The sequence below is a fragment of the Crinalium epipsammum PCC 9333 genome (assembly GCF_000317495.1).
Classification (GTDB): Bacteria; Cyanobacteriota; Cyanobacteriia; order Cyanobacteriales; family PCC-9333; genus Crinalium; species Crinalium epipsammum.
On record NC_019753.1, the window covers coordinates 869,018 to 893,332 of the forward strand.

Genomic DNA, 24,315 nt, shown 5'->3' on the forward strand with positions numbered 1-24,315 from the left:
CTAATAAAACATAGTGATAAAAATGTAAATTTTTGAAGTTTAAAAATTGTTATGTAAGCGGTTGTTAACAATTTTATGAATAAAACAGTACCAAGCCGTCTGGGGGAAATAGCCAAAGTTTTTTTAAAACTAGGCATTATCGGCTTTGGAGGACCTGCGGCTCATGTTTCTATGATGGAAGATGAGGTAGTTAAACGGCGTAACTGGCTAACAAGCGAGCATTTTCTCGATTTGGTTGGCGCAACTAACTTAATTCCTGGTCCTAACTCTACAGAAATGGCTATTCATGTAGGATATATTTATGCTGGATGGCTGGGGCTAATTGTTGCTGGAATTTGTTTTATTTTACCTGCGGTGTTAATAACTGCTGGCTTTGCCTGGGTTTATGTTCTTTATGGTAGTGTGCCACAAGTAATGCCTTTACTTTATGGGATTAAACCTGCTGTTTTAGCTATTATTTTTAATGCTCTCTGGCGTTTAGGAAAAAAAGCAGTAAAGACTCGCAAACTGCTAATTATTGCTTTGGGTGTGGCGGCGTTGGTATTGCTATTAAAATTCAATGAAACGATCGCACTTTTAATTGGCGGTTTCTTAGGAATGCTATGGTTGCTTATTCCTGATAAATACAACATACCAGAAGATAAAGCAAATCTTTTAGTTGGTAGTATGACCATAGGTGCAATGCTAAAAGCAACAGCATCAGTAACTACTGTATCAGCAACGAATATTTCTTTGTGGCAATTGGGTTGGTTTTTCCTTAAGGTTGGAAGTGTATTATTTGGTGGCGGTTATGTGTTGATAGCGTTTCTTCAAGGGGAATTAGTCGATCAACTCCACTGGTTAACGCAACAACAATTACTAGATGCGATCGCTATTGGTCAGTTTACCCCAGGACCGCTTCTTTCTACATCTACCTTTATCGGCTACATCATTGCAGGGGTTCCAGGTGCAATTGTGGCTACAGTCGGAATTTTCTTACCTTCGTTTTTCTTCGTTGCAGCACTTAACCCCCTCATTCCTCACCTACGCGCCTCTAAATGGACAAGTGCATTTTTAGATGCTGTGAATGTCAGTGCGATCGCATTAATGGCTGTTGTGACATTGCAACTAGGATTTGCAACTTTAATCATATCAAAACCGCCATTTGTTGATTTTTTAGCTGTAGCGATCGCACTTATTTCAGCCGGAGTAGCAATTCGCTACAATATTAATGCTGCATGGTTAGTATTAGGTGCTGCTATAATTGGATGGATAGCGATTACTTTTGGATTACATTAAAATCTTAAAATCTACCAATTCAAACGCTTTTCTCCCTCTCCCTGTAATGCGCTACGCGCACACTGCGTGAACACGGCGAAGGGGCTGGGGAGTGGGGTTTTAATTTAATTAGCTAACAGTTAAATGTTAATTCGAGAGTATCAGCCATCAGATGTAGAAAATATAATAGCTATTTTTAGAAACGCTATAATTAATATTGGCTCAACTGCGTATAATGCCAAGCAAATAGAAGTATGGTCTTCATATCCCGAAGACATTGAAGAGTTTATGCAGTTACTCAGCCAAGGTATAACATTTGTGGCAGTGCATAATAATCAATTAGTCGCATTTGGACAATTAAATCCATCTAATCATATTGCTTTTTTATATACCGCAAGTAATTTTAACAGACTTGGTTACGCTACTAAAATTTATCAGCAATTAGAAGCACAAGCTTTTAATCAAGGCGTACAACGCTTACAAACTGATGCCAGCCGTATATCAAAATATTTTTTCTTAAAAATGGGTTTCTATATTGTTGAAACAGAAATAGTCGAGCGCAAACAAGTATGGCTTGAACGGTTTAAAATGGAAAAAATATTAACTTAAGAATTTTCTATATATTGCTAATTCCATCGTTAAAAATTACAAATCTTGTGTAAGCTACCTCGTAGATAAAATTGGGTAGATTTGCCAAACTAAAAGTAGCAATAAAACTCTCTGAGGAGCAATAGTCTAAGGTTGTTCGTAAATATAAGCGAGTTGCAAATGATCACTCAGACAATCAATTATATTTTCTAATTGAAAAGGTTTAGAAATAAAGTCATCGCAGCCTGCTGACATAATCGCGATTCTCTCTTCCTCGAAAATACTAGCAGTTAACGCCACAATTACTGTTTTGTGTGGAGACACTTGGCGATTGTTTATTTGCTCTAATTGCCAGGTTTCTTGCTCTTTAATTCTAATTTTTTGGGTTGCTTCAACGCCATCCATCACTGGCATTTGGATATCCATAAAAATTAAGTGCGGTTGCCATTGCGACCAAATTTCTAATACTTCCATACCATCACCAGCTTCTTTAATATCTAAACCAAGCTGAGAAATTACCATAGATAGCAGTAGCCGATTAACTGTAGTGTCATCAGCAATTAAAATGCGATATTGGGGTTGATTAGGCGCAACGCCAATCACTTTTTGAGTTGATTTGTGAGTAGGCTTGGTTGGAGCCTGCTCCGGGATACTAACTTGAATGTCAAATTTAAAAATAGAACCGCGCCCAACTTCGCTACTCACGGTAATTTTACCGCCCATCATGTTAATAAACTTCTGGCTAATCGTTAAGCCTAAGCCTGTCCCTTCTTTGGCTGTTTTGCCTGTGATAGTTTGTTGAAAAGGTTGAAAGATTTTCTCTAATTCATCGCCTGGAATACCAGCACCAGTATCAGTTATAGCAAAGTTAAACCGCGATTTATTTGAGTTGCGATCGCGATCGTCAGCCAAACCTACTTGAATCGAAATACTTCCTTGTTGGGTAAACTTGAGCGCGTTATTGACGAGGTTAATTAATACTTGACGCAATTTAATATCATCAGTACACACACATTCAGGCACATTAGCAGAGCGATCAACAATTAGCTCTAACCCTTTATCGTTAGTCTTGAGACGAAACATTGTTTCTAACTCATCCAACAACTGATAGAGGTTAAAGTTTCTTTCATTAAGAGTGACACTGCCAGACTCAATTTTAGCCATATCAAGGACATCATTAATCAGATTCAGCAGGTGTTCGCCACTACGGTTAATAATGTTAATATTTTCCAGATGTTCGGGGCTGAGATTATCGCTTTTCACCATCAACTGAGTAAAACCAAGAATGATGTTGAGGGGAGTTCTTAATTCATGACTCATGTTAGACAGGAAAGTGCTTTTAGCATGGTTAGCTGCAACTGCTGCTTCTTTAGCTCTTTGAATTTCCAGTTCTGCTTGTTTGCGCTCAGTGATATCTATAGCTGTTCCTAAAAGTTGTTTAGGTTGACCATCGGCAGTTCTGCTAAAAACGCAATCGCGACTGTATAAGCAACGCCAGTTTCCCTGCTTATCCCGCATTCTATACTCTATTTCTGTCCATTCATCGTCTAATAAAGAAAAGCAGCGTAGGTGGTTTTCTCGCACCCTGGGAAGATCTTCTGGGTGAACGAGTGTAGGGAGCATATTCATACCCATTGCCTGAATTTCTTGAACAGAATAGCCGAATAATCGTTCCATCTGACTGTTAACATAAACATTCCGTAGTTCAATCAGATCGACAATATATAAAATTGCTGATGACGATTCGGTAACTTGCTCAATTAATCGCTTACTCTCTCTTAATTCTACTTCTGCTTGTTTACGTTCTGTGATATCGTGCGCTAGAGATAAAATTGAAATTATCTCGCCTGATTTATCTACTAAAACCGAGTTGTACCATTCACAATCAATTATTCTCCCATCTTTGGTGTAATTCCGATTGCACAATATATTTTGCCTTTCAATTTTACTAAATAAGCGTTCTTTTACTTGGTCAACCTCTTTTCTATCTAATTGATAGACAAACTCCCATTCATTTAAGTGCTTTCCTAAAACTTCCCTCTCATTCCAACCAAAGATTTTTTCTGCTCGTTTTGACCATCGCCTTACCCGAAACTCTCGATCCCATTCAATGATAGCTAAAGGAGAATTATCAGCGTGATTTCTTAATTCTTGCAATGCTTGCTGTAGTTGATTTTCTACCCGTTTAAGCTCTCCAATTTCTTTACTAATAGTCAGAACAAAATGCTGACCATCTAATTCAATTAGTTCAGAAGATACTAATGAAGTTTTTACCTCACCCGATTTGACCCGCCAGTTAAATTCATAGCTATTAATCCTGTTCGTTGCTTGCAGTTGTTGAACTATTTCAGCCGCCTCTTCAGGATTAACAATCAAATTTAACTCGACTGCGGTGCGACCAATTACTTCTGCACGACTATATCCAGTTAAATTTAAAAAAGCTTCATTAACTTCAATTAACCGCCCGTTTACTAAATCAGTAATAGTAATGGGATCGGGACTGTTACGAAAAATAGTAGTATAGCGTTCCTTGGATTCTTCTAAAGCATTGCGTACCTGATTAAAAGATGCCTGCAATTCTTGTGCCATCTGATTGAAGGATACAGAGATCACATCCAATTCTTTAATAGGAATATTGGATGGAATTTGGCTATCAAGTTCACCTGCTGCTAAAGCTTGGGATGCTTGACTTAATTGCTGAAGCGGACGAGTAATTTTTGTGGCGGTGAATGTACCAAAGGCGATCGCGAATCCTACTGCACCCAAACATAATAAAATAGTATTGCGGGTATTGGCGTGAATTTGTGCAATAAAATCCGACTCTGGAAGAACTACCACAATTAGGCAATCCACTCCATACTTATCTTGATAAGGAACTACTTGGACAAATTGCGTTTGCTTGTTGCTCACCAAACGAAGCTGTTGATTTGTTTTTAGATCGCCGAAGTTGCCAAACTTCTGGGTTAATTGTTGAACAATTTCCCTTGTGCGATTATCCCGACTATTGCTTGCGGCTAGCCGAGTGATCTGACCCTGGGCATCTTTGATATGAGGTATTTCTCTTGTTGAGGTAGCTACTAGATTTCCCGATCTCTCAATAATAAAAGTTTGTCCTGATGGTGAAAATTGTAACTTGTGCAAAAAATTACTAATCTCTGATAGCAAATAGGTAGAGGTAAAAACTCCTTTAAATTCGGATTTAGCATTGTAAACAGGCGCGAAGGATTGTATAACTAGGACATCCGCAGCCCGACTAATAAAAATCTGCGACCAGCTTTGTTTTTTAGTAGGTTTAACTTGGCGATACCAAGGTAGCTGGCGGAAATTATCTGTAAATTGATAGAGTAGCTTTTTTGGTTTCCCCTGAGAGTCAACGTAATAAAATCCCTGTTGACCTAAATTAGCTTTGCTAACTTCCAATAAATAGGTCGTACCAATGGTAAGGTTTTTGCCTATAAGCTGAGGTACAGCCTCGCGGTCTTCTTGGGATACTACACGCCTGTACCCAATCATTTGTCCGTCCTCACTCCAAAAAGCGCTTGATCCAAGTGAGGGGTTGAGAGAAATTTGCTGCCAAAACTGCTGTCGCAATTGCTCAAAGTCTGTGATCTTCACAGTTCCCTGTTTGACAGCGAAGTGGTTAGCAGCAACAATATTCTGGGGAGTCTGTAGGTAGGTATCGAGGCGATCGCTAATTCTTTCTGACACTTCCTCCATTACTTGATTTGCCAGATCTTCAACTGCTTCCTGCCCATTTTTGTAAGAAAGATAGCCCGCTATCCCCACAACAGCTAAAATTTGCAGCACGAAAGGAACAACTAAAATTGTGCGAAGGGAAGGTTTACTAAATGCTTTAACCCACAGGCGATAATCAGATTGATTCGACATTTGATTTGAGGTGATAAAATCAAAAAAATTAAATACTGATATAAAACTTTACTTGTCTACATAACGTAAACTTAACACTCATAAAATATTTCACATAACAAAAAAATATATCCACAATTTAATAAAAAGTTGTGAGTTTTGAAATGAAGTAGCCCTGGCTTATTAAAGCAGGGCTGTTTCATTTTCCTTAAGGCTGACACGCCTGTTGCGGTGCAGCTAGACTAACAAAGTCCGCCTGTGCGGGCTAGATTTTTAATTAATATCAAACATTAATTGAAAAAGCCTGCGTTCGCGTAGCGTGCTGTAGGCAAAGGCAGGCTTAGTCTGTATAGCCCCAGGATGTGCGCCTGTGGGAATTTGAGAGAATGAAACAGCCCTGCCTTATTAAAGGGAGGGGGAGATATTTTTTATGTGGAGCTACTTAATACAGTTCGTACTTAAGTAAAGTACAAGCTAAAGATCCGTTATAAACAGGAATACGACGGGATGCCTTGAGTCCAACTTTTTTAGCCAACTCCTTGTTCCCTGTCAAAATAAAGGCAGTCCAACCTTTGAAACGTTGCTTGAAGACATCGCCAAGCATTTTGTACAAGTCGCCCAGTTCTCTAGCATCTCCTAAACGTTCTCCATAGGGGGGATTACAAATTAGAATTCCGCAGTCTGTAGGAGCTTCAAGTTGGGATAAATCAGTTTGAGTAAAGGTGATTTTATGTCCAATACCACAGCGTTCCGCATTAGCACGCGCTTGGGTGAGGACATCATAATCGCGATCGCTACCTGAAATTATCTCCTTCAAATCTAATTTTCGGCTATTTTTGGCTTCCTCCAGTAACTCCTGCCATAAAGGTTCGTCAAAATCCGACCAACTGAAAAAGCCAAATTTTTGGCGAAACAACCCAGGCGCAATATTTAAAGCTTTTAAACCCGCTTCTATAGGCAGAGTTCCAGAACCACATAAAGGGTCTAAAAAGGGCAGAGAAGCATCCCATTCTGCCATGTCAAGGATTGCAGCCGCGAGAGTCTCCTTAAGCGGTGCAAGCCCCATTGCTGGTCGATATCCCCGTCGATGGAGGCTTGTACCGGAACTATCCAAACTTAAAATGCAACGGTCTTGATGAATATGGACGTTAATTAACAGATCTGGATTTTCAATATCAATGCTGGATCTTTTACCTGATTGACTGCGCTGTTGGTCTACGATCGCATTTTTAACCTGCAAAGCCGTGAAATGGGTATGGTTAAGTTTTTGATTGCTCCCCGTACAGTCAACTGCTAACGTATTGTAGGGCTGTAGGTATTGCTCCCAAGAGATTTTTTGCACCTCTTTGTAGAGCATCTCAGGGCTAGGGCAGTAAAATTCTTTAATCGGTACTAGCACTCTAAAAATCGTCCGCGCCCAGAGATTCACGCGGTAAAGCAAAGCTTGATCGCCAGCAAAGTGTACCCCAGTGAATTCAGGACGGACATCCATTGCACCGAGGCGTTCTAGTTCTTGGGCAGCAATAGGTTCTAAACCACGAGCCACCGTAGCAAAGTAGTTGTTCATAATTTAGCGATCGTCTAACCGCCCTCTCAAGTATTTAATCATTTTTCTCAACCAAAATTACTGGGCGATCGCTTAAATATATTTAATACTTTATTTTCTACTTATTCACGTAAAAATATGTCTCCCATATCTACTTAATAAAAAAACTATCAAGTATATTTTCATTAAAAGCATTAATATTAGCTTTTATTGTAAGCCTCATCCGCACATGGCTGCCCTTCTGTCGAATCACCTGAAAGTCTATCCTTTCAAGCAGCCTAATAATTTCCTTTCCTGTTAAAGCTGGAATTTTTGGCATTAAATTACAACCTTTTGAATGCCTACAAACTCTGAAATGTTCTGATCACCTTCTTCTTCTAAACAAAGTTCAATCACTTCCTTAATATTGGCTAGTAACTCATCAATAGTTTCCCCTTGGCTATAGCAGGCTTTTAGCTGAGGAACTTCCCCAACATAAGACCCATCTTCATCGCGTTCAATAATGACGTAAAATTCGCGTTTAGTAACTTCCATGATGCTTGATCGCAATAGGCAATATCTGCAATTTTAGCGTTGAGCTTATTTTAGGTAATCTTCGCCGTTCTAAGGGGGAGAGAAGGTCAAGATAAAAACACTCAACGCCCCCATGCTGGCGCTGATCGTTGGAATATGTAGCAATTAGGGGTCAAATCAGCTAAAACTTTTTTAAGATCTGTTACCCATAAGCATTACTTGTTAGAAAATTCGCCTTAGCTAAACTTATATACTTATAGTTGCCCCTCATTCTAGATGAACCCCTGATTGCGAGTCTTGCCCTCAAAGCATTTAGCGCAGTTGTATGGCATCTGGTTAGACACGAGACTTCTTTTAGACCATCAACATGAACAATAAAGCATTGCCACCAAAACAAGGTTTATACGATCCACAGTTTGAACACGACGCTTGCGGTGTCGGTTTCATCGTACACATGAAAGGGAAGAAGTCACACGACATTGTAGAGCAAGCGTTGACGATCCTTGTAAACCTCGATCATCGTGGTGCGTGCGGTGCTGAAACCAATACAGGTGACGGGGCAGGTATTTTAATGCAGGTTCCGCACAAGTTTTTAAAGAAGGTAGCTGCGGAACAAGGTATTACTCTGCCAGAAGCGGGACAGTATGGTGTCGGGATGATTTACGGTTCTCCTGATCCTCAAGCCCGCGCCCAAAGTAGAAAAATTTTTGAACAAGTTGTAGCTGAGGAAGGGCAGCAGGTAATTGGTTGGCGGGATGTACCAACTGAAAATTCGTCGATAGGAAATACGGCGAAATCTAGCGAACCTTTCATGCAGCAGGTGTTTATCCAGCGTGGGGCAGATTTGGCTGATGACCTGGCATTTGAGCGTAAACTTTATGTGATCCGTAAGCGATCGCACAGCGCTATCCGCACTTCTAAAATAGACCCATACTGGTATCCTTCCAGCATTTCGGCTCGCACAATTGTTTACAAAGGAATGTTGATGCCTGTGCAGGTAGGGGACTATTATCCCGACCTCCACGATCCTGATATGGAGAGTGCCTTAGCACTGGTTCACTCCCGCTTTAGCACGAATACTTTCCCAAGTTGGGAACGGAGCCATCCTTATCGCTACATCGCCCATAACGGCGAAATTAACACCCTACGGGGCAACATTAACTGGATGCACGCACGGCAATCACTGTTTGAGTCAGAGTTGTTCGGCGACGACATGAAGAAAGTGCAGCCAGTAATTAATGTTGATGGCAGCGACTCTTTAATATTTGATAATGCCTTGGAATTGCTGTATTTGGCAGGGCGATCGCTTCCTCATTCAGTAATGATGATGATTCCCGAACCTTGGACAGCCCATGAGTCGATGAGTGATGAGAAAAAGGCGTTCTATGAATATCACTCTTGCTTAATGGAACCTTGGGACGGTCCAGCCTCGATCGCCTTCACCGATGGCACGATGATGGGTGCAGTATTAGACCGCAACGGTTTACGTCCTGCGCGTTACTACGTGACGAAAGATGACCTAGTAATTATGGCATCAGAAGCAGGTGTATTACCCATAGAGCCTGAGCGCATAGCGTTGAAAGGTCGCTTGCAGCCTGGGCGGATGTTCCTTGTAAACATGGAAGAAGGTCGCATTGTTGCGGATGAGGAAATTAAAACCCAAATTGCTACCGAACATCCTTACCGCCAATGGATCAACGAACACATGGTTGAACTGGCGAAGTTGCCAGATGCCCCTGCTTTGCCAGAATCAGATCCTCAGCCATTAACACAGCGACAAACAGCTTTTGGTTATACGTTTGAAGATTTGCGTATACTGCTGACACCAATGGCGCGAGATGGTGTTGAAGCTGTTGGCTCAATGGGTGCGGATACACCGTTAGCTGTGCTTTCTGATCGTCCTAAACTGCTTTACGATTATTTCCAGCAACTATTCGCACAGGTAACAAACCCACCAATTGATTCTATCCGTGAGGAAATTGTTACTTCAGCAGAAACAACAATTGGATCAGAACGTAACTTGCTTAAACCTGAGCCAGAAAGTTGCCATTTAATTGAGTTGAAATCGCCAATTCTCAGTAATGAAGATTTAGCCAAGTTAAAACATATTTCCGAGGATGGTTTTAAGTCAATTACTATCCCGATTCTGTTCAACCCGAAAGAAGGGGCGAAAGGACTCGAAACAGTGATGGCGGAAATTTGTGCAACTGCGAATAGTGCGATCGCATCAGGTGTGAATATTATTATTTTGAGCGATCGCGGCGTTAGCCCAGAGCAAGCCCCAATCCCTGCGTTACTAGCAGTTGCGGGTTTACATCACCACTTAATCAGCGAAGGTACACGCACACGGGTTGGTTTAGTCCTTGAATCAGGCGAACCCCGCGAGGTACATCATTACGCAACTTTGATCGGCTACGGATGCGGGGCAATTAATCCCTATCTGGCATTTGAGACAATTGCCGATATGATCCACGAAGGTTTGATCGCCAAAATTGTAGGTGCAAACTCTCCCCAAGAGATGTACAAAATAGCCTGTAAAAATTACATCAAGGCTGCAACTAAAGGTGTAACTAAAGTTGCTTCAAAAATTGGGATCTCCACCATTCAAAGTTATCGTGGCGCACAAATCTTTGAAGCAGTGGGACTTAACCACTCGGTAATTAACAAATACTTCAAATGGACTGCTTCGCGAATTGAAGGTGCAGATATAGAAGTAATTGCTCAAGAAGCAATCTTGCGCCACACTAACGCCTTCCCAGATCGTCCTACTAACGGTCATACCCTTGATGTTGGTGGCGAATACCAATGGCGCAAAGAAGGTGAGGCGCATTTATTCAGTCCGCAGACAATCCATACTTTGCAAAAAGCAGCCCGTGAAAACAGCTACGATCTTTACAAACAATACGCTGCTTTAGTAAACGAGCAAGGTCAAAAGCACTTCACTTTACGGGGTTTGCTGGAATTTAAACAGAGCCAATCAATACCACTAGAAGAAGTAGAACCAATTGAAGCGATTTTAAAACGCTTTAAAACAGGCGCGATGAGCTACGGTTCTATTTCCAAAGAGGTACACGAAGCACTAGCGATCGCCATGAACCGCATCGGTGGTAAATCCAACACCGGAGAAGGCGGAGAAGACCCCGATCGCTACACTTGGACTAACGAACGTGGCGACTCGAAAAACAGCGCCATCAAACAAGTTGCATCCGGTCGCTTTGGCGTTACCAGCCTGTATTTATCTCAGGCGAAAGAAATTCAGATCAAAATGGCGCAGGGTGCAAAACCAGGGGAAGGCGGTCAACTCCCAGGTGGTAAAGTGTATCCCTGGATTGCTAAAGTACGTCACTCAACCCCAGGTGTGGGTTTAATTTCACCACCACCGCACCACGATATCTATTCAATTGAAGACCTTGCGGAATTAATCCACGACCTGAAAAACGCTAACCGTGAGGCACGAATCAGCGTCAAGCTGGTGTCCGAAGTTGGTGTTGGAACGATCGCCGCAGGTGTTGCCAAAGCCCATGCTGATGTTGTCCTGATTTCTGGCTTTGATGGTGGTACAGGTGCATCACCGCAAACATCGATCAAGCACGCAGGTTTACCTTGGGAACTTGGTTTAGCTGAGACACATCAAACCCTAGTTCTTAACAATCTCCGCAGCCGAATTGTTGTAGAAACAGACGGGCAGATGAAAACAGGGCGCGACGTAGTAATGGCAGCATTACTAGGCGCTGAGGAATTCGGTTTTTCTACCGCGCCACTGGTAACACTCGGCTGTATTATGATGCGCGTCTGCCATCTGAATACTTGTCCCGTAGGTGTTGCGACTCAAAACCCAGAATTGCGTAAAAACTTCACTGGCGATCCTGAACATACCGTTAACTATATGAGGTTTATTGCTCAGGAAGTCCGCGAAGTCATGGCGGAACTTGGTTTCCGCACAATTGATGAAATGGTTGGGCGTACCGATGCTTTAGAACCGAAAAAAGCGATCGCGCATTGGAAAGCTAAAGGTATCGACCTTTCTAATATTCTCTACCAACCGGAAGTAGGAGAAGAAGTTGGTCGCTACTGCCAGATTTCGCAAGATCACGGACTTGACAAATCCCTTGATATCACAGTGCTGCTAGATTTGTGTAAGCCTGCGATCGAGCGTGGCGAAAAAGTCAAAGCCACCCTACCGATTAAGAATATCAACCGTGTAACTGGCACAATTCTCGGCAACGAAATCACCAAGCGTCATTGGGACGGATTACCAGAAGACACAGTACACTTGCATTTCCAAGGTAGTGCAGGTCAAAGCTTTGGCGCATTTGTTCCCAAGGGTGTCACCCTGGAACTCGAAGGCGATGCCAACGACTACGTGGGTAAAGGTTTGAGCGGTGGCAAGATTATTATCTATCCACCAGTTAATTCTACCTTTGTTGCAGAGGAAAACATCATCGCTGGCAACGTAGCCCTTTATGGTGCGACTTCTGGTGAGGTTTATATCCGAGGCATGGCAGGTGAACGTTTTGGCGTTCGTAACTCTGGTGTGAATACAGTTGTAGAAGCCATTGGTGATCACGGTTGCGAATACATGACAGGCGGTAAAGTTGTCGTATTAGGAGAAACTGGGCGCAACTTTGCAGCAGGTATGAGTGGCGGTGTTGCCTACATCCTTGATGAGAAGGGTGATTTTGCGACACGCTGCAACCAGCAAATGGTGGGACTAGAAACAGTGGAAGACACCGAGGAGATCAACGATCTTCGCGAGATGATCCAGAAACACGCCGACTATACCGGAAGCCAGAAGGCAACAAAAGTCCTTGCAAACTGGGATGAGATGGTATCAAAGTTTGTTAAGGTAATGCCCAAAGATTATAAGCGGGTGTTACAGGCAATTGAGAAAGCGATCGCGGATGGTTTAAGCGGCGATGACGCACTTAATGCCGCATTTGAACAAAATGCCCGCGACGTTGCCCGCATTGGTGGCAGCTAACAAAGATCGCAGTAGGTTGGGTTTTCTTAATGTTAATCCAACCTACTAAAAATCGCTTCAAATTGAAAATATTGTATCTTAATAATTTATTAAGGAGATAAATTATGCTAACAGCACTCTACTACCCCCATGTAAAGATGAGTACAGATTTATTAAAAAACGCATTATTCCTCTGGGATAAGATCGAGTACATAGCACCAAATCTGCACTTTGAACCAGATTATCACGAACCTGAATTAGCCCAAGCAGTTAGCTTATTTGCTGGTAAATATATACCAACAGATAAAGAAAAGCAAATGGTAAACGATTCCATTGTTGACCTTCTTAGTCAACCACTTCCGGAATGGTTCTTCGTGAAAGTTGAGGATCTCCATAAGGATTTACGTTATACATTGTATCCAGAAAAACTCGCTCCTGATACCTGGAGAAGATTAGAAAAAGAAGGGTTAGCAAACTCTATAAACAGTAAAGGGTTTGAGACTTCTCAACAACTTGGATTGACAATTATGTCAATTTTAGCAAATTGCTGTGCAGGCACTCAGAAGAGGCTCGTAACAGATCAAGTCTCTTCCTATTCTGCTCTAGATCGCTATTTAGTAACTATTGGTGGCGGCGAACTGGGCGATTTTGGCAAAAAGAGCGAAAATAGCGAAACGCTAGTTACAATTTCTCTACATCTAATGAACTTTAAAAATGTGAGTCTATCACGCCTTATTGAATTAAGACAAAAAGAAAATACTACAAATGGAGCGCATATTAGAGTGTTACGCCTTAACTACCTTAGAAAAATTGAAGAATATGTTAACAAGCTCAGTCAAATAAAAACTCCACAGGATGCTGAAGAGATCAGACGAATTTTTGAAAGAGAAATGAAAGATGATTTTAATCTTCTAAAAGATGAACTAAAAGATGAAGCACAGAAAGTTGTCTTTTCATCTGAAATGGCAACAGCCGCAATTTCTTTAGTAGGAAGCTTTTTACTGCCTATTATTAGCCCTACTGTTTTACTCGCGGGTGGAGCTTTATACAAGAGAAAAGTTGACTATAATACTAATAGAAATAAAATTTTGCGCGAACACCCAATGTCATGGCTATACTCAATGAATAAAATTCAAGCCATATAACGTGTAGAAAAACTAAAATGGAATTTTTGGGCAATTTAAAAGTATCGCTTATATTGCTATATTTTACTTCTTAGGTTAGATACACATTAAATTGAAAATTATATTGGCTTGGTTATAAAATGAAAAATTTTAATACCAATCCCACTGTTATTGAACCAACAAAATTTATAGAAAGTTATGACCCTTAACTTATATCAGGAAGTTGCTCTGACTTGCGACTTACCAGAGCATCAACTTAAAGCAGGTGATATTGCCACATTAATTGATTTTGTTGCTCATCCTAGTGGTGGGGAAGATGGTTGTTTTCTGGAGGTTTTTAATGCAGTGGGTGAATCTATTGCAGTAGTTGCTGTTCCTATCTCTGCTATTACTGCATTGCCTGAGTAGCGAAATCTTTGCTGTGCGTTCTCTAAGTTTTGACAAATAGTTAAAAAATGATAATAACAATTAAGTTTAATGTTCCGTTTGAATCATTAATTGAAGCAATTAAATTTCTAGATTTAGAAAAAAACATCAATTTTTGGAAATTTTAGAAAATAAACTTTTTGAAGCAGAAGAGGACTTGATCGAACAAGAACCACAGGTTCTAGACGAGATTAAAGAAGCTAAAAAGGCTTATCACAAAGGAGATTATCAAACTCTTGAGGAATATATCGTTGATCAGTCAAAGGCAAGCTGATGAGTTATGAAGTCATCATACCCAAGCCTGTCCAAAAGCAACTAGACGACTTACTATAAGAAGTGCGTGGGTATCGCCAACCAACCCCAAAAGAAAAGATTAACAAAATAAATATGGAAACTAAAACAATTACAATTCAAGTTAATGCTGAAACTGCCCGTATTTTTGAAACATTTTCAGAAGAACAACGGCGTAAGGTAGAGGCATTACTAAGCTTGAAAATTAGTGAAGTAACTCGCCAAAAGAGAACTATTGAAGAAGTAATGAGTGATATTAGCCACAAAGCACAAGAGCGTGGATTAACACCAGAAATCTTGGACTCAATTTTGAATGAGGAATAAACTACGCTATGTCGTTGACACAAATGTAATTATTAGCGCGTTACTTTTCGAGACTAGCAAGCCTGCAAAAGTATTCAAATATGCCTTGAAAAATGGTGAAATACTGTTATCGGTGGAATTATTAGAGGAATTGAATAATGTACTTAGACGTGAAAAATTTAATCGTTATGTAACCAGCGAAGAGCGGGAGGAGTTTTTAGAAACGCTAGTAGATAGAGCAATCTTAGTTGAGATAACGGAAGAAGTTAAAGTGTGTCGAGATCCAAAAGATGACAGAATTCTGGAACTAGCAATCAGTGGAAGGGCAGATTACATAATTAGTGGCGATCGCGATCTGCTTGTCCTGAATCCTTTTCGTGGTGTAAAGGTGGTCACAGCAGAAGAGTTTTTGCAGACAGTTCAAACAGAACAACTCAACGAATAGAAAATGGCGTAGAACTTTCAATAACTATTAAATTGATCATAATGCCTCAGTTCCCCGTATCGGTGCGTTACGGCTAATGCCATAACAAACCCTGCAAAATCCAAAATTGACGAGACACAACAATGGGAAAACCAACAGGATTTATCGAATTTCTCCGCGAATTACCTTCTGACGTTGCACCGAGCGATCGCATCCGCAACTGGGACGAATTCCACCTCCATCTGCCAGAGGAAAACCTCCGCACCCAAGGCGCACGGTGTATGGACTGCGGCATTCCCTTTTGCCATACGGGTACTGTCATCAGTGGCATGGCTAGTGGTTGCCCAATCAACAACCTCATCCCCGAATGGAACGATTTAATTTATCGCGGACTTTGGAAAGAAGCACTCGATCGCTTACATAAAACCAACAATTTCCCCGAATTTACAGGTCGCGTATGTCCCGCACCCTGCGAAGGTTCTTGCGTACTCGGTATTAATAACCCGCCAGTTACGATCAAGAATATTGAGAATGCGATCGCAGATAAAGGTTGGGAAGAAGGCTGGATCAAGGCTGAACCCCCAACCAAACGCACTGGAAAAACAGTCGCCGTCATCGGTTCTGGCCCTGCTGGTCTTTGCGCCGCCGCACAACTCAATAAAACAGGTCATTGGGTAACAGTATTTGAACGCGCCGACCGTCCAGGCGGTCTACTCATGTATGGAATCCCTAACATGAAGCTAGACAAAGAAAAGGTGGTCAAGCGTCGCCTCGACATTCTTGAAGAAGAAGGCGTAAAGTTTGTCTGCAACACCGAAGTTGGCAAAGATTTACCTGTTGAAAACCTCCTCAAGGAATTTGACGCGGTAGTACTCTGTACAGGGGCTACAAAACCCCGCGACCTCCCCATCGAAGGCAGAGAGTTACAGGGTATCCACTTTGCAATGGATTTCCTCACAGCCAACACAAAGGCAATTCTGGACAATAACAACAGTTTCATCACTGCTGAAGGTAAAGATGTCGTGATCATCGGCGGTGGCGACACTGGCACAGACTGCGTTGGTACTTCAATTCGTCACGGCTGCAACAGCCTTGTCCAGCTAGAAATTATGCCGCAACCGCCATCAGAACGTGCTGCTGACAACCCCTGGCCCGAATGGCCCAAAGTTTACAAGATGGACTACGGGCAGGAAGAAGCCGCCGCCAAGTTTGGTGACGATCCCCGTGCTTATACAACCACCGCCACCAAGTTTGAGGGCGACGAAAACGGCAAAATCAAAGCCGTCCACACCGTACAAGTGCAGTGGGAGAAAAACGAAAAAGGTCAATTTATTCCTAAGCACGTCCCTGGAACTGAAAAAGTTTTACCAGCGCAACTTGTTCTCCTGGCAATGGGTTTCCTTGGCCCCGAACAACCCTTACTTGATGCTCTCGGCATCGAACGCGACCAACGCAGCAACGTAAAAGCTGAATACGGCAAATACTCTACCAGTATCCCTGGTGTCTTCGCTGCTGGCGATTGTCGTCGGGGTCAAAGCCTAATTGTTTGGGCTTTCAATGAGGGTCGTGGTGCTGCCCGCGAGTGTGATCTTTACCTAATGGGTGCTACCGATCTACCTTAAGGCAATTGTCTAATTTTTAACTGAGCTATTCACTGTAATTGTGGCGATCGCAATTCTGTGAATAGCTACCCACCCCCGGAAACCAATAGTTGATAATTATGCCTTCCAAATTTCAGCCACGCCGTAAAGAAATTCTTCGAGGGGTTTTGGCAGTATTTCTGATCATTATTGGCATCACCCATTTTATTCGACCAGAGCAATTCGCCCGCATTGTGCCGCCACCATTTCCCCCCTTCGCTTCCGTCTACATTAGCGGTTTTTTTGAAATTCTCGGCGGCATTGGTTTACTAATTCCATTCGTCAGCGTAGCAGCAGCATGGGGACTGATTGCTCTATTTATTGCTGTATTTCCTGCCAACATCTATATGACCTTACACAACATCAAGATTGATGGTATTCCCCAAAATCAAACTCTTTATTGGGCAAGATTGCCTTTCCAAGCAGTGTTGATTGCTTGGGCGTACTGGTATACACGCTCCCCCGAAAAGCAACCAGGAGCCAAGAAAGCGGCAGCAAAAGCTGAGTCATTGCTTAATCAATAGCAACACATCAATGATGATTCAGCTTGCCCTCTGCACTTATTTGTTTAAAGTTTGACTACATACAAAGGTTTGTACCTTATGGTACTGAAAAGAAGTATTAACGCTATATCGCTAGGTAGTCCTCAGTTTTTGCTACTTAACTTACATTAAACAAGTGGTTTATCAAATATTCGCTAATTTATGAATCATGTTTTACGGGTTGGAATTGTTGACGATCATGAACTAACTAGAGCCGCTCTCAAGTTAGCATTGCTTCAAGACAGTTCCTTGGAAGTCATTTTTAGTGCTACTAACGGTAATGAAGCTATTGAAATGGTCAAGGAGCATGATCCAGATGTAATAATTATTGACCTCCAAATGCCATCTTTAGATGGGCTAAGTGCGTCTACTCAAATCAAAACCCTGAATTCTAAAACTAAAATTATTATTTACTCGTCAGTTGAAGATCCGCAAGTGGAAGTGATGGTTCAAACAGCACCTGTTGATGCTTTTTGCCCAAAAAACGCCCCCACAGAAACATTAGTTTCTCTAATTAAAGAGTTAGGAAAAACCCAAGATTAAATAGCTAACCCAAGCTGGCATTTAATTAGCATACAAGTGAAATTCTCACAGGGAATAACTTATCAGGCACAAGTCAACTCAGGAACTTTTACCTGAGTTACTTCCATAACAGCACAACCTAGTGTGATTTTGTCCTGACTTGGTTAGGGCATCACTCGATGTTATACAATATGTTATACATACCCAAAATATGTATAACGAGATGCCAAGTAAACTTTTAACCGTCCGAGTTTCTGATGATTTGTCAAATGCGATCGCACAGTTAATGGCAGAAACCGGACTCGATAAAACCGCAGTAGTTCACAAATTGCTCAAAATTGGATTAGAAGTCGGTATTGAACCTGAACCTGTTATACAACCTGGTAAAACAAGCCGTCTAGCAGCAAATACTCTTAACCCTGGTATTGAACAGATCATCGACCAGCGTATAACAGAACGTCTTACAGAATTAGAGAATTGTATAACGGATCGTGTAACAGAACGCTCAAAACGTATAACAGAAGAAATGGGGGAGTAGCCAGCCTGAGAGCAGAGTTAGAGTCTTTCAGGCAGAAGTTAAAAAAAACACAAGAACGAATCAAAGCATTGAATGATGCTATAGATCACAAAGACAAATTAGTTAGCCATCACTACCAAGGCAAAATTACTGCTGAGTTAAAAGTAAATGAAGCTCTCAGTGAAAACGAAGCTCTCAAACTTGTAACACAACAGCTTCAAGAACAGCTACAAGATGCTTTAATGACTGAACAGAGGCAAAATTCAACTTCCACATTAACACCTTTCACCTTAAAAGAACCAGCGTTTTTACTAAACGTACTTAAGGAAAAACTTCCAAAAAGCAAAACCAGCCTAAGAGATGTTGAGGTAATTTTAGATTATCTAGAATCATTACAAAATTGATCAAAGTAGCTCAAATTTTAAACTACGCAAGATAACGGTGAAATTACTCTTGTAGGGGCGGGTTGCACGTAGAGACGCGAAATTTCGCGTCTCTACTATGCCTCCAAACCATTGATATATATAAACCAGCCCTAACAGAGAAGGACAATTTATGCGTAAATCCTCTATAAGCAATTAGAGTATTTTCAAGCCAAAAGAAAGATAGTATTGATAATTTAATCAGAGTTGCGTGTCTCTGGTAGTTGCGAGTGGCGTTGGTGAAAACGAGTATAACCAAACCAAGCAGCACCAGTTAAAAGTAGCAAGTATGGGCTATAAGCAATTAACCAAATACCTAACTTGAGTAAATTAGTAGTTAAAGCACCCACAGAGTAAGTCGCCTGATTCCAAGATTCTTGAACTTGCAATCCTAAAGCGCGTTCTGGTAATGTAGTAGCGATCGCTTCTTCTAAACTTAGTGTAATTGTAGAATATGCTACCTGATTGCGTAGACTTTTTAACTGCGCGTCCAACTGTTCAATAGATTGACGTACCTGACTAAGTTCATTAGAAACTTGCAACACATTCGGAATTGACCCCGCACGTTCCATAATTTTAAGTAAAGTGCTTTCTTGTTTGCGGAAATTCCTTAACCGTGCAGCATTATCTACTAATTGATTACTCACATCCTCCGCCGTGAGAGTGCGACGTTCTACTGTTCCCAGTTGCGCTATGCTGTCTAAAGAACTTTCCAACTTTGCTTGAGGAACCCGCATTTGCATCGTAGCGGTTTGACCAGAATTTTGTTGATAAGGCTTATTACTTTCTAAACTTAGTAAATCTCCCTGCTGTTTTTGAATTAGTTGAGAGACAGTACGAATGCTTTTATCAATTGAATTGACGCGCAATGCTAGTTCAGCTTTTTTGACAAGTTGGGAACGTGAAACAGGTGCTTGCGCCTTTGCTGCACGCCCCTGTATTGGTGCGGTTTTTGCAGTATCCAGCGCCATATTACTACCGCCACCTACATCAGCAGATGATTCAGCAGCCTCTTGTGGCAGAGGTGCTGACATGGGTGCTTGTCCTGTTTTATCTGCGGCGGAGGCGCAACTGGTTAAAACTATTGTTCCTAGTATTGCACAGGAAGCTAAAGAGGGTTTGAATTTGGCAGAAATTAAACGGTTCACAATTACCCCTACTATTTTTAATATTTACAGTTATCGCCAGTATGACTTAACTGCAAACTTGTTATATGTCATGTTGCAGTTTACGCAACAACGTTAAATGTGATGAAAACACAAATCTCTCGTATGCAAGCGGTACAGTCGCCTATTATTCCTGTAATTGGGGAACTGATTCGCAACAACCCTGGAACTATATCCTTGGGACAAGGGATAGTTTATTATGCACCACCACCACAAGCGATCGCACAAATATCTCAATTTCTTGCTGATCCAACCAACAATCAATACAAAGCTGTTGAGGGAATTCCTCCATTACTAGCAGCAATTAAAACTAAATTGCAAGCATTTAACGGTATTGAAATTAATCATCAAAACTGCATTGTAGTCACAGCAGGCAGCAATATGGCATTTATGAATGCTATTTTGGCGATTACTTCTTTAGGAGATGAGATTATTCTGCAAACACCTTACTATTTCAATCACGAAATGGCTATAACAATGGCGGGTTGTCGTGCAGTACTTGTATCTACAGATGAAAATTACCAACCGCGTTTAGATGCGATCGCACAAGCTATTACCAGTAAAACAAAAGCAGTAGTGACAATTTCACCAAATAATCCTACTGGTGTTGTCTATCCAAAAGAAACATTACAACAAGTTAACGATCTTTGTCGCCAGCATGGAATCTACCACATCAGCGATGAAGCTTACGAATACTTTACTTATGACGATACTAAGCATATTTCCCCTGGATCTTTTTCTGGTAGTAACTCCCACACTATTTCTTTATATAGTCTTTCAAAAGCTTATGGTTTTGCTAGTTGGCGAATTGGTTATATGGTAATTCCAGAACACTTGCTGGTGTCAGTGAGGAAAGTTCAAGATACAATTCTAATTTGTCCACCAGTAATTTCTCAGTACGCAGCATTGGGAGCATTGCAAGTAGGAATGGATTATTGTTTAACTCATATAAGTGCGATCGCAAATATCAGACAGCTTGTACTAAAATCCATTTCCCGTTTAGAAAATTTATGCACAACTGCAAGAGCTAATGGTGCTTTTTATTTCCTGCTCAAAGTTAATACTAAAATGGATGCCTTAGAATTAGCAACGCGACTAATTAGCGAACATCGAGTAGCAGTAATTCCAGGTACAACCTTTGGCATGGATAATGGTTGTTATTTGCGCGTTGCTTATGGAGCGTTACAAAAAGAAACAGCAGCAGAAGGCATTGAGCGGTTAGTGCGTGGTTTGCAAACAATTTTATAACTGGTCATGGGTGATTTCTGACTGGTAGTCTGGGTACGTGGTGACTGTTATTAAGGTATTTGAGCCATCATCCTAGAATACCGGAATAGACGCATACTACCTTGTAGCTTTTATTTAAACCAATAGCACGATGTCACGTTCACCCAAAGTTAGAGATATTAAAGCAAACAAACGCCCGTTACCTAAAAATAGTTCTAAGCATATAGCTAATATTAATTCTAATCCGCCAAATCGCCCTCTGATGTTACAAAGAAGCCCTCAACCACGTAGAGAACCTGTAAACAACTCACCAAGCCATCCTCGTGTGATTCATCGAAAACCGCAAGTGATTAGACAGCGACGCAGTACAAACAAATTGCTGGTGGGTGCAGCTATATTGATTTCAGCAATATCTGGTGCTTTTTTAGCCGCCGCTTATCCTACGAAGCCTTATCAACAGGGCGAACTTTCTCCCAGAGCAGCCGCCGTCTTTAATGATGAAAGCTTCATCAATAGTACTTTGCTACTACCATCACTCACCCGACCTGTCAATATCTTAGTTTTAGGGATGAGTGTATTACCAGCAGACGTGAATCAGCCTAACTCTCAAACACGCGAAAAAGGTTACTTAGCGCAACAACACTCAGTAGATGGTCTTTCAGATACCATGCTGCTAGTACGGTTTAACCCAGAAACAAAAGGTATCACAATTGTCTCAATTCCTAGAGATACCCGTGTCACGATAGGCAATATTACTCAAAAAATTAATGCCGCTAATAAAATTGGTGGAAGAGCTTTAGCAGCAGAAGAAGTGACTGAGTTACTTGATAACCAAGTAAAGATAGATCGTTTTGCCCGAATTAACGTCTTAGCCGTTGGTAAGATAGTTGATGCTTTGGGAGGTTTAATAATTAATGTTCCCAAAGACATGAAGTATACAGATGAATCTCAACATTTATACATCAATCTTAAAAAGGGAGAACAACGCCTTAATGGTGATCAAGTAATGCAGTTTCTACGTTTTCGTAGTGATGCTAATGCTGATATCGGTCGTGTAGAACGGCAACAAACTGTAATTCGTGCCTTAATTAAACAATCTGTTAATCCTCTAAAATTAGCTGCTATTCCTTATGCGCTTTCCGCAGTTAAACCAGATATAGATACTAATTTAACTGTTGAAGAATTAGCAGGATTAGTTACGTTTGCTGCTCAAGTAGACCGTTCAAATGTCAAAGGGATAGTTTTACCAGGCGCTCCTAATGGTACTGGTAGACGTGCTGTTAGTTACTGGTTGCCAAACCGCAGCCAAATTAGCGAAATGGTTAAGCAATACTTTAATTAGCTCAAAGATTCAATGTAACTTCTGACTTAAAAATTAAATGGCGCTAACGATTAATCTTTCGCTGCGCCCTATTACTAATATTTATGAACAATTTGCTTATTTGCCAGGTTTGCCCATTTCTATAGCTTTGTCTATTAAATCATCACTACTAGCGTTTCCCTCTCCCGCTCTAGGATTTACACCTTTTGCCATATCCAGAAACTCGTTAGGATTACCTGTAGGTTGTGCTTGAGATGTAGTTTCTTCTGGTTGGCTTATTTCAAATTTTGATGCCGTTGCAGATTCAGCAGCTACTTCACCAGCAGAGCTACGGTCAACGTCGCTAACACTATATGCTTTGGATGCTTCGTAGTCTCCCTCAATATCAACATTGGGGACTTCTTCTACACCAGTAGCCATATTTTCAGCAGCTAACTGACCCTCATGAGTAACTGCTTCGCTTGGATTGGCTTTGATTTCTTCATTCATATTGAGATCCTTTTTGTATTTTTCAAATTATTATTTAATCCTAAAGGAGCGATCGCCACTTGTTTGACCCTCCTGGGATAGATTTTATTGGTTGAATCCCAAAAGTGAAAATATTAATTTTCAAACTAATTAAATCACTCTATGTCTTTTGGGATTATGTAAATCGCATCGTTTTTAATAAAAATTTTCTAGATTTTTATTTTTTATTACTGAACTATATAAATAATTACATATTTATATAGCTAACTATCATTCAAGTATTTTTAGAGATAAAATTAGTATATGTTTACAACTACTTTATAAATGCTAATTAGAATTCAAAAAGCTACATATTTAGCAAAAAGCACCCTTAATTAATCATCTCTGTCTATAGTAAGAAATATTTAATTCAATCAAGTTTTCTTACAAAACTCTCTCTCTTGGAGGGGGAGACAAAGCTCAAAAATTTGGTATCTCTAAGTTTGTAATACTTAAAATTTAACGGAAGGAAATTTATGCCAGCAAACGAAAATTCTGGAAAATCACAAGCTTTGTCAGATGATACCAAACAAGTAGTTGCAGCTTTTGAGGGCTTAGGAACTGATGAAAAACTAGCTTTACTTTATTTTATTTATAAAGAAATGGGTAAATCAATTACCCAAGCTGCCCCAGCCGCAACAGACCCCCAACTTGCGCCCAAGTTGTTAGGAGATTATTTGCAGCTATCAAATGAACAGCAACTTGCGATCATGCGAGAAATTGTTAATCGCGAGCATACAGAGTATTCTCATGCTTATGGTGTACTCAAAGAAAATAATCAATTGATGGTTTGGTTCGCTTGGGCGCAAGCAATGGGACATACAGTAGTAGATATGCCTAGCGGTTACGAAAATAGCGCACCTAGCAACGATGTTTTAAACCGCATTAAAGCTCTTGATTTTGAAGGGCAAATTTCATTATTGCGTACCATTGCTAGTAACATGGGCTACACGGACATCCAAGCAATTCCTACTCAAGCAGAAACTGGCAAAACTTCAAGCTTGTAACAGTTGACAGTTGACAGTTGGCAGTTGAGTGTTAACTGTTCTGGAGAAGCTCCCGTTACGCCCGTAGGGTTAACGGGGGAGAACCTCACAGATGCACCAAACAGGGAAATATTTATATAAATAAGATGCCAATTTTATTGAATAT

Annotated in this window: 23 protein-coding genes; 17 read left to right on the top strand and 6 right to left on the bottom strand. The window is 40.9% G+C overall.

Annotation, left to right across the window (positions count from 1 at the left end; all coding sequences use genetic code 11):
• Positions 1 to 75: 75 nt before the first annotated feature.
• Positions 76 to 1,278 carry a chromate efflux transporter gene (gene chrA, locus CRI9333_RS03710; protein ID WP_015201818.1) on the top strand — a complete coding sequence of 401 codons (1,203 nt, stop codon included), beginning with the start codon at positions 76 to 78 and terminating at the stop codon, positions 1,276 to 1,278.
• 123 nt (positions 1,279 to 1,401) lie between these two features.
• Positions 1,402 to 1,866 carry a GNAT family N-acetyltransferase gene (locus CRI9333_RS03715; protein ID WP_015201819.1) on the top strand — a complete coding sequence of 155 codons (465 nt, stop codon included), beginning with the start codon at positions 1,402 to 1,404 and terminating at the stop codon, positions 1,864 to 1,866.
• A 126-nt stretch (positions 1,867 to 1,992) separates the two neighbouring features.
• On the opposite strand, the gene CRI9333_RS24695 is transcribed toward CRI9333_RS03715, so the two are convergent.
• From CRI9333_RS24695 to CRI9333_RS03735, 4 genes are all read right to left on the bottom strand, one after another.
• On the bottom strand, positions 1,993 to 5,733 hold the full coding sequence (locus CRI9333_RS24695) for a PAS domain S-box protein (protein ID WP_015201820.1): 3,741 nt from the start codon (positions 5,731 to 5,733) through the stop codon (positions 1,993 to 1,995).
• Between the two features lie 421 nt (positions 5,734 to 6,154).
• Positions 6,155 to 7,279 (bottom strand): THUMP domain-containing class I SAM-dependent RNA methyltransferase, encoded by a 1,125-nt coding sequence (locus CRI9333_RS03725; protein WP_015201821.1) that lies wholly within the window; start codon positions 7,277 to 7,279, stop codon positions 6,155 to 6,157.
• Positions 7,280 to 7,409: 130 nt separating this feature from the next.
• Positions 7,410 to 7,577 carry a type II toxin-antitoxin system HicA family toxin gene (locus CRI9333_RS28515; protein ID WP_015201822.1) on the bottom strand — a complete coding sequence of 56 codons (168 nt, stop codon included), beginning with the start codon at positions 7,575 to 7,577 and terminating at the stop codon, positions 7,410 to 7,412.
• The gene (locus CRI9333_RS03735; protein WP_015201823.1) at positions 7,577 to 7,792 is read right to left on the bottom strand and encodes a type II toxin-antitoxin system HicB family antitoxin; all 216 of its coding nucleotides are present in this window, start codon (positions 7,790 to 7,792) and stop codon (positions 7,577 to 7,579) included. The genes CRI9333_RS28515 and CRI9333_RS03735 overlap by 1 nt, the downstream gene beginning before the upstream one ends.
• Before the next feature lie 346 nt (positions 7,793 to 8,138).
• On the opposite strand from CRI9333_RS03735, the gene gltB reads away from it, so the two are divergent.
• The 11 genes from gltB to CRI9333_RS03790 all read left to right on the top strand — a co-directional run bounded on the left by gltB (position 8,139) and on the right by CRI9333_RS03790 (position 18,924).
• Positions 8,139 to 12,752, top strand: coding sequence for a glutamate synthase large subunit (gene gltB, locus CRI9333_RS03740; protein WP_015201824.1), 4,614 nt, complete (start codon positions 8,139 to 8,141; stop codon positions 12,750 to 12,752).
• A gap of 104 nt (positions 12,753 to 12,856) precedes the next feature.
• The gene (locus CRI9333_RS03745; protein ID WP_015201825.1) at positions 12,857 to 13,876 is read left to right on the top strand and encodes a hypothetical protein; all 1,020 of its coding nucleotides are present in this window, start codon (positions 12,857 to 12,859) and stop codon (positions 13,874 to 13,876) included.
• A 177-nt stretch (positions 13,877 to 14,053) separates the two neighbouring features.
• Complete coding sequence (locus CRI9333_RS03750; protein WP_015201826.1) at positions 14,054 to 14,263, top strand: DUF4926 domain-containing protein; 210 nt, start codon at positions 14,054 to 14,056, stop codon at positions 14,261 to 14,263.
• Between the two features lie 133 nt (positions 14,264 to 14,396).
• Positions 14,397 to 14,555 (top strand): hypothetical protein, encoded by a 159-nt coding sequence (locus CRI9333_RS03755; RefSeq protein WP_198013619.1) that lies wholly within the window; start codon positions 14,397 to 14,399, stop codon positions 14,553 to 14,555.
• Between the two features lie 113 nt (positions 14,556 to 14,668).
• The gene (locus tag CRI9333_RS03760; RefSeq protein WP_015201827.1) at positions 14,669 to 14,896 is read left to right on the top strand and encodes a hypothetical protein; all 228 of its coding nucleotides are present in this window, start codon (positions 14,669 to 14,671) and stop codon (positions 14,894 to 14,896) included.
• A complete protein-coding gene (locus CRI9333_RS03765) occupies positions 14,886 to 15,320 on the top strand; it encodes a putative toxin-antitoxin system toxin component, PIN family (RefSeq protein ID WP_015201828.1) in 435 nt (144 codons plus the stop codon). The genes CRI9333_RS03760 and CRI9333_RS03765 overlap by 11 nt, the downstream gene beginning before the upstream one ends.
• A gap of 122 nt (positions 15,321 to 15,442) precedes the next feature.
• Positions 15,443 to 16,921: a glutamate synthase small subunit gene (gene gltD / locus CRI9333_RS03770; RefSeq protein ID WP_015201829.1), complete on the top strand. Its 1,479-nt coding sequence runs from the start codon at positions 15,443 to 15,445 to the stop codon at positions 16,919 to 16,921.
• 98 nt (positions 16,922 to 17,019) lie between these two features.
• On the top strand, positions 17,020 to 17,463 hold the full coding sequence (locus CRI9333_RS03775; RefSeq protein ID WP_015201830.1) for a DoxX family protein: 444 nt from the start codon (positions 17,020 to 17,022) through the stop codon (positions 17,461 to 17,463).
• 180 nt (positions 17,464 to 17,643) lie between these two features.
• A complete protein-coding gene (locus CRI9333_RS03780) occupies positions 17,644 to 18,024 on the top strand; it encodes a response regulator (protein WP_015201831.1) in 381 nt (126 codons plus the stop codon).
• A gap of 202 nt (positions 18,025 to 18,226) precedes the next feature.
• A complete protein-coding gene (locus tag CRI9333_RS03785) occupies positions 18,227 to 18,541 on the top strand; it encodes a hypothetical protein (protein WP_041225929.1) in 315 nt (104 codons plus the stop codon).
• Positions 18,542 to 18,609: 68 nt separating this feature from the next.
• Entirely contained in the window at positions 18,610 to 18,924 is a 315-nt protein-coding gene (locus CRI9333_RS03790) for a hypothetical protein (protein ID WP_015201833.1), read from the top strand.
• Positions 18,925 to 19,139: 215 nt separating this feature from the next.
• On the opposite strand, the gene CRI9333_RS03795 is transcribed toward CRI9333_RS03790, so the two are convergent.
• Positions 19,140 to 19,976: a DUF4349 domain-containing protein gene (locus CRI9333_RS03795; RefSeq protein WP_157462265.1), complete on the bottom strand. Its 837-nt coding sequence runs from the start codon at positions 19,974 to 19,976 to the stop codon at positions 19,140 to 19,142.
• On the opposite strand from CRI9333_RS03795, the gene CRI9333_RS26555 reads away from it, so the two are divergent.
• The 3 genes from CRI9333_RS26555 (at position 19,975) to CRI9333_RS03805 (ending at position 22,677) form a co-directional block, all read left to right on the top strand.
• Positions 19,975 to 20,187, top strand: a complete 213-nt coding sequence (locus tag CRI9333_RS26555; RefSeq protein WP_157462266.1) for a hypothetical protein — start codon at positions 19,975 to 19,977, stop codon at positions 20,185 to 20,187. The genes CRI9333_RS03795 and CRI9333_RS26555 overlap by 2 nt on opposite strands.
• Positions 20,188 to 20,192: 5 nt before the next feature.
• Entirely contained in the window at positions 20,193 to 21,356 is a 1,164-nt protein-coding gene (locus CRI9333_RS03800) for a pyridoxal phosphate-dependent aminotransferase (protein WP_015201835.1), read from the top strand.
• Between the two features lie 130 nt (positions 21,357 to 21,486).
• Positions 21,487 to 22,677 (top strand): LCP family protein, encoded by a 1,191-nt coding sequence (locus CRI9333_RS03805; RefSeq protein WP_015201836.1) that lies wholly within the window; start codon positions 21,487 to 21,489, stop codon positions 22,675 to 22,677.
• Positions 22,678 to 22,773: 96 nt separating this feature from the next.
• Here the strand turns inward: CRI9333_RS03805 and CRI9333_RS03810 are convergent, their stop codons facing one another.
• Positions 22,774 to 23,145 (bottom strand): hypothetical protein, encoded by a 372-nt coding sequence (locus CRI9333_RS03810; protein ID WP_015201837.1) that lies wholly within the window; start codon positions 23,143 to 23,145, stop codon positions 22,774 to 22,776.
• 494 nt (positions 23,146 to 23,639) lie between these two features.
• Between CRI9333_RS03810 and CRI9333_RS03815 the strand changes: the two genes are divergently transcribed.
• Positions 23,640 to 24,170 carry an orange carotenoid protein N-terminal domain-containing protein gene (locus CRI9333_RS03815; RefSeq protein WP_015201838.1) on the top strand — a complete coding sequence of 177 codons (531 nt, stop codon included), beginning with the start codon at positions 23,640 to 23,642 and terminating at the stop codon, positions 24,168 to 24,170.
• Positions 24,171 to 24,315: the final 145 nt, after the last annotated feature.

What these genes read in the sequence shown, in the direction of transcription:
- CRI9333_RS24695 (WP_015201820.1), bottom strand. Translation starts at nt 5,733, where the DNA reads ATGTCGAATCAATCTGATTATCGCCTGTGGGTTAAAGCATTTAGTAAA.
- CRI9333_RS03785 (WP_041225929.1), top strand. Translation starts at nt 18,227, where the DNA reads ATGCCAAGTAAACTTTTAACCGTCCGAGTTTCTGATGATTTGTCAAAT.
- gltD (WP_015201829.1), top strand. Translation starts at nt 15,443, where the DNA reads ATGGGAAAACCAACAGGATTTATCGAATTTCTCCGCGAATTACCTTCT.
- CRI9333_RS03805 (WP_015201836.1), top strand. Translation starts at nt 21,487, where the DNA reads ATGTCACGTTCACCCAAAGTTAGAGATATTAAAGCAAACAAACGCCCG.
- CRI9333_RS03810 (WP_015201837.1), bottom strand. Translation starts at nt 23,145, where the DNA reads ATGAATGAAGAAATCAAAGCCAATCCAAGCGAAGCAGTTACTCATGAG.
- CRI9333_RS03765 (WP_015201828.1), top strand. Translation starts at nt 14,886, where the DNA reads ATGAGGAATAAACTACGCTATGTCGTTGACACAAATGTAATTATTAGC.
- chrA (WP_015201818.1), top strand. Translation starts at nt 76, where the DNA reads ATGAATAAAACAGTACCAAGCCGTCTGGGGGAAATAGCCAAAGTTTTT.
- CRI9333_RS03780 (WP_015201831.1), top strand. Translation starts at nt 17,644, where the DNA reads ATGAATCATGTTTTACGGGTTGGAATTGTTGACGATCATGAACTAACT.
- CRI9333_RS03760 (WP_015201827.1), top strand. Translation starts at nt 14,669, where the DNA reads ATGGAAACTAAAACAATTACAATTCAAGTTAATGCTGAAACTGCCCGT.
- CRI9333_RS03715 (WP_015201819.1), top strand. Translation starts at nt 1,402, where the DNA reads ATGTTAATTCGAGAGTATCAGCCATCAGATGTAGAAAATATAATAGCT.
- gltB (WP_015201824.1), top strand. Translation starts at nt 8,139, where the DNA reads ATGAACAATAAAGCATTGCCACCAAAACAAGGTTTATACGATCCACAG.
- CRI9333_RS28515 (WP_015201822.1), bottom strand. Translation starts at nt 7,577, where the DNA reads ATGCCAAAAATTCCAGCTTTAACAGGAAAGGAAATTATTAGGCTGCTT.
- CRI9333_RS26555 (WP_157462266.1), top strand. Translation starts at nt 19,975, where the DNA reads ATGGGTGCTTGTCCTGTTTTATCTGCGGCGGAGGCGCAACTGGTTAAA.
- CRI9333_RS03745 (WP_015201825.1), top strand. Translation starts at nt 12,857, where the DNA reads ATGCTAACAGCACTCTACTACCCCCATGTAAAGATGAGTACAGATTTA.
- CRI9333_RS03815 (WP_015201838.1), top strand. Translation starts at nt 23,640, where the DNA reads ATGCCAGCAAACGAAAATTCTGGAAAATCACAAGCTTTGTCAGATGAT.
- CRI9333_RS03725 (WP_015201821.1), bottom strand. Translation starts at nt 7,279, where the DNA reads ATGAACAACTACTTTGCTACGGTGGCTCGTGGTTTAGAACCTATTGCT.
- CRI9333_RS03800 (WP_015201835.1), top strand. Translation starts at nt 20,193, where the DNA reads ATGAAAACACAAATCTCTCGTATGCAAGCGGTACAGTCGCCTATTATT.
- CRI9333_RS03795 (WP_157462265.1), bottom strand. Translation starts at nt 19,976, where the DNA reads ATGTCAGCACCTCTGCCACAAGAGGCTGCTGAATCATCTGCTGATGTA.
- CRI9333_RS03750 (WP_015201826.1), top strand. Translation starts at nt 14,054, where the DNA reads ATGACCCTTAACTTATATCAGGAAGTTGCTCTGACTTGCGACTTACCA.
- CRI9333_RS03735 (WP_015201823.1), bottom strand. Translation starts at nt 7,792, where the DNA reads ATGGAAGTTACTAAACGCGAATTTTACGTCATTATTGAACGCGATGAA.
- CRI9333_RS03775 (WP_015201830.1), top strand. Translation starts at nt 17,020, where the DNA reads ATGCCTTCCAAATTTCAGCCACGCCGTAAAGAAATTCTTCGAGGGGTT.